Source organism: Deltaproteobacteria bacterium (genome assembly GCA_020845775.1).
Lineage (GTDB): Bacteria > Bdellovibrionota_C > UBA2361 > SZUA-149 > JADLFC01 > JADLFC01.
Map to the genome: position 1 here is coordinate 1 of JADLFC010000142.1, position 4179 is coordinate 4179.

Consider the following 4179-nt stretch of genomic DNA (forward strand, 5'->3'; position numbering starts at 1 on the left):
CGGCTTTCATGCCTTTGATTTAGTGCACTGCGAACATACGGATTTTTTTCGCTCTAGGTGGCCCAATGGCGAGTTTACTTTTTTTTCATTCTCCAACGCTAACTCCCTAGCTCAAATAGGAAGTAGATGCAGTAGTTTAAAACTAACAAGCCCACGTTTTGAGGCTATTCGAGCTAAAGTTGCTAGGCGAGTCTAAAGTTTTTTAATCTGCGCATTTATAGCATTTACAAAAAGGATTTTTGTAAATGCTATAAACAGCAAATGCGTAAGCACTTGCCAATAAACAACAAATGCCGTTTCCAAAAAGTAAAATATTCAACTTACTTTTTGGAAACGGTATAAGTCCTCTCTTTGTGAACATCTCGGCCTGTTTTGCCGATAACGTCATGTTGCTGGCGATGCGTAAAGCATTGCCGTAGTATCACTAAGCGCTAGCAAATAAGGTAACGGCTATGAAGAAGTCTGTAGTGCGCATACTCGCGTGTGTATTCATTTTTGGTCTATATTCAACTGAAGTAAACGCAGCTCCGAGGAATTCACTATCGAACGCAATGGCGGAAAAGTTTGGAATAACTAAGGAGGAGGCTGAGCAGCAGGTAAGAGATGTTTTCCTGATATTAGGCGAGGAGCTAAAAAAGGGGAGAATGATCACGGTGACGAATTTTGGCCGTTTTTACGTAAAACAACGAGACGCGAGGAAGGGGAGGAATCCGAGAACTGGTAAGGAAATGGATATTCCGGCACGAAAATATCCTCGCTTTACGTCTTCCCAAGGACTAAAAGCTTTAGTGAATGAGAAGTAGTTGCGAATGGGCGGTTTTTGCGGCTAGGAGTTTAGTAAAAAGGGATTTGTTCGGCGCTCTCGCTCTATGGTGGTATCTGGGCCGTGGCCAGATTTTACGATAGTCTCTCCTGGTAGCGTTAGGAGTTTGTGTTTAATGCTTTCGAGTAGCTGGAAGTAGTTTCCACCTGGCAAGTCGGTTCGGCCTATAGAGCCAGCGAACAAGGCATCGCCAGAAATTAGGACTGGGGTTTTAGCGTTGGGGTTCCTTGGTGAAGAGGTTTTCTTGATGCTTTCGCCGTCGAAAAAAATAGCAACGTGCCCAGGGGAGTGCCCAGGAGTAAAGAGGATTTTGGCAACTAGGTTTCCAATTAAAATTTCGCTACCATCTTCTACGTAGACGTCTGGCTCTGGGGCGTTTAAGAATTCTTCTGGCGAAAGGCCAAAATATAGAGCTTGTTGGGATACGGAGGAACGAAAATCAGCTTCTGCCCTGTGGGCAAAGAGTTTAGGCGAAACAAAGGGGTCTGCCTCTGATAGAGCTTTAAGTAGGGCAGTTACTCCGCCAACGTGGTCTATATGAGAGTGAGTAAGTATGATAGCCTTAACGCTTACATCGTGCTTCTTAATAGTCTGGAGAATTAATGGCACATCGCCGCCAGGATCGACGACCGCGGCATCAAGGCTCTCGTCGTCGATGATTAATCTGGCGTTTTGTTGAAATGGTGTAACGCAAATGGTTTCTATAGTCACAAAATTTATTCCATGAAAACGACCGATTCGAACATTCTTTCATCTAGTCGGCGAAATTCTACTGCGGTTGACAATATTGGGCAAGTGGTCTGCCTCAATGGAGCAGTGTCTCATATTCGCTTTCGCAATGAGGAAAATGGCTTTTCAGTTTTGACGCTTACGGTTGATTCCAGTAGCCAGGTTTCCACTAATCGAAGCATTACCGTTGTTGGGATTTTGCCTGACGGCGTTTCAATTGGATCCGTCATTAAGGTTCAGGGGCAGTGGGATACTCATCCTCGCTTTGGTCGCCAGCTTAAGGCTAGCCTTATCATGGAGGAACAGCCGACTACAGCGGCGGCTATTGAGCGTTACTTGGCGGGAAATTCCGTTAAGGGTTTTGGGCCGGTTTTAGCTAAGAGGGTGGTGGAGCATTTTGGCAGTAATGCTTTAGAGATAATAGACAATGAGCCCGAGCGCTTGTTAGAAGTCTCGGGAATTGGCAGGGAGAAGTTAAGGCTCATAACCGAGCAATGGGGTACTAATAAACTAGAGCGCGACATTTTAACTTTTCTCTATGGGTATGGGATTAGTCACGGCATTGCTAGGCGAATATATAAGCATTATGGCGGAAATGCCGTTGCTGTTCTCAAGCGCAATCCATATTTGTTGGCAAAGACCATATGGGGCATAGGTTTTAAAACTGCTGACGAGATTGCGCAGTCTATTGGCATTGCCAAGGATTCGGAAGTGAGGATTCGAGCCGGTTTTGTCTATGGCTTAAACAAAGCACTAGAATCCGGACATTGTTATTATCCTAGGGATGAGCTTCTGCTAAAGACTGCTACGTTGCTTGGTCTAGATTGTCCGGAGCGATTGGAGGCAATACTCGGCGATTCAATTGTTAATAACGAGATAGTTAAGATCGATGGGCGAATATATTTGCCAGAGCTAAATGAAGCTGAGCGGCATTTAGCCGAGCTAGTCTCTCAGTTTTTGATGGCTTCTAGCGCGCCGCTAGCAAATATTGCTGCGGAAGAATTAGACAGCGTGGCGAGTAGGGCCTTTGTTGGCGCAAACGCCGCGCGAGGTGGCGAAGCGCATAGTGGCATTATTAGGTTATCAGCAAAGCAGCGTTTGGGGCTTGAGCTTGCGGTGACTCACTCTCTGCTCGTCATTACGGGTGGGCCGGGGTGTGGAAAAACTACCTTGGTGCGAGCGTTAGTTTCTCTTTTTCAAAGGGCGAAACTTGGCATTAAGCTGGCGGCACCTACGGGACGAGCGGCTCAACGCTTATCTGAAGTTTGCGATATGGGAGCATCGACTATTCATAGGTTGCTGCGCTACAATCCTTATACGAACAGTTTTACTCATGACGAAAATCAGCCGCTAGAGACGGATGTCATAATAGTCGATGAATGTTCTATGGTGGATGTTCCCCTAGCACTTAGTCTATTTCGAGCTATTCGAGCAGGCACGCGCATCATTATTGTAGGTGACGCTGATCAGCTTCCCAGCGTCGGTCCAGGGCTGTTTTTGCGAGACCTTTTAAGCATTCAGGAGGTTTCGCGCGTGGAGCTTAGTTCGGTTTTTCGACAGAAAGTGCACTCATCTATTATTGAAATTGCACACAGAATAAATTCCTCCATTATACCCAAAATTCCCACATACAGCGCCGAGGATAAGCGGGCAGATGCGTATCTTTGCCCAATTAAGGATGCCAAGAGCGGTGCTGATGTGATTGAGAGACTAGTCGTCGATGATGTTCCAAGGATTTTTAACTATTCGCCGGAAGACGTAATAGTGTTGTCGCCCATGAATCGCGGTGATTTAGGGATAGAGTCTCTAAACTGTCGACTCCAGAATCGCCTCGTTCCAGCTACTGAGGAAACACCTCGCGTTAGGGTGGGTAGGCTAGAGTTTAGAGTTGGTGACAAGGTGTGTCAGCGAGTTAATAATTATAGCATTGCGCCAGGTGGCGTGTTTAACGGCGATCGCGGGGAGGTAATAGGGATTGATGCTTTTGCTCGAAGCGTTTTTGTGAGGCTATGGGATGGTAGAGAGGTGACATACCAGTCGACCAATCTCTCGGAGCTAGATCTCGCCTATGCAATAACAATCCACCGAGCCCAAGGCTCGGAGATGCCAGTTGTAGTCTTAGCTATCCACGAGTCGCACATAGTCCTTTTAGAGCGGCAATTGCTCTACACCGCCGTAACCCGCGCCAAACAGCTCCTTATCATTGTAGGCACGCATAAGGCTTTGGCCATGGCCACAAAAAAAACCCAAAGCAAACGCCGCTATACGACACTGGCCGACAGAGTGCTGGAAGAATTAAGGAAGCCAGCAAAGCTCATCAATTAAACCGAAGCCCCGCTAATAGATAGCCCGAAATAATGGGCTACAGCGTAACTTCTAACTGCCATAACACAAACAGTTGTTGCGCCAAGTGCTAGCTATCTGTTCTTTTAATAAAAAATCTTTTCGTAGAAGGATGTTACCTCATCTCTGTTCCATGGCATAAACTGCCCAGGAATAGAGATGAGAGGACGCGAAATGAGGTTAAGAAATATGCGGCCGATTCCACTTTCTAAGCTTCTCCTAGGCGAATTCCAGTCCTAGCCTTGACACCTATGCTCCTGCCTGACGAGGCAGTTAGAGAGTAG

The 4179-nt window shown here is 46.5% G+C and carries 3 protein-coding genes; 2 read left to right on the forward strand and 1 reads right to left on the reverse strand.

From position 1 onward, the window contains the following. Window positions 1–452 precede the first annotated feature (452 nt). Window positions 453–803 carry an HU family DNA-binding protein gene (locus tag IT291_09520; protein MCC6221463.1) on the forward strand — a complete coding sequence of 117 codons (351 nt, stop codon included), beginning with the start codon at window positions 453–455 and terminating at the stop codon, window positions 801–803. Window positions 804–826: 23 nt separating this feature from the next. Here IT291_09520 and IT291_09525 read toward each other — a convergent pair whose 3' ends face one another. After that, window positions 827–1561 (reverse strand): MBL fold metallo-hydrolase, encoded by a 735-nt coding sequence (locus tag IT291_09525; GenBank protein MCC6221464.1) that lies wholly within the window; start codon window positions 1559–1561, stop codon window positions 827–829. Here IT291_09525 and IT291_09530 point away from each other — a divergent pair. Continuing rightward, window positions 1547–3877 carry an ATP-dependent RecD-like DNA helicase gene (locus tag IT291_09530; protein ID MCC6221465.1) on the forward strand — a complete coding sequence of 777 codons (2331 nt, stop codon included), beginning with the start codon at window positions 1547–1549 and terminating at the stop codon, window positions 3875–3877. The two genes, IT291_09525 and IT291_09530, sit on opposite strands and share 15 nt — an antisense overlap. Window positions 3878–4179 lie beyond the last annotated feature (302 nt).

Excerpts from the sequence above, each read along its gene's own strand:
- IT291_09520 (MCC6221463.1), top strand. The coding sequence starts at position 453 with ATGAAGAAGTCTGTAGTGCGCATACTCGCGTGTGTATTCATTTTTGGT.
- IT291_09530 (MCC6221465.1), top strand. The coding sequence starts at position 1,547 with ATGAAAACGACCGATTCGAACATTCTTTCATCTAGTCGGCGAAATTCT.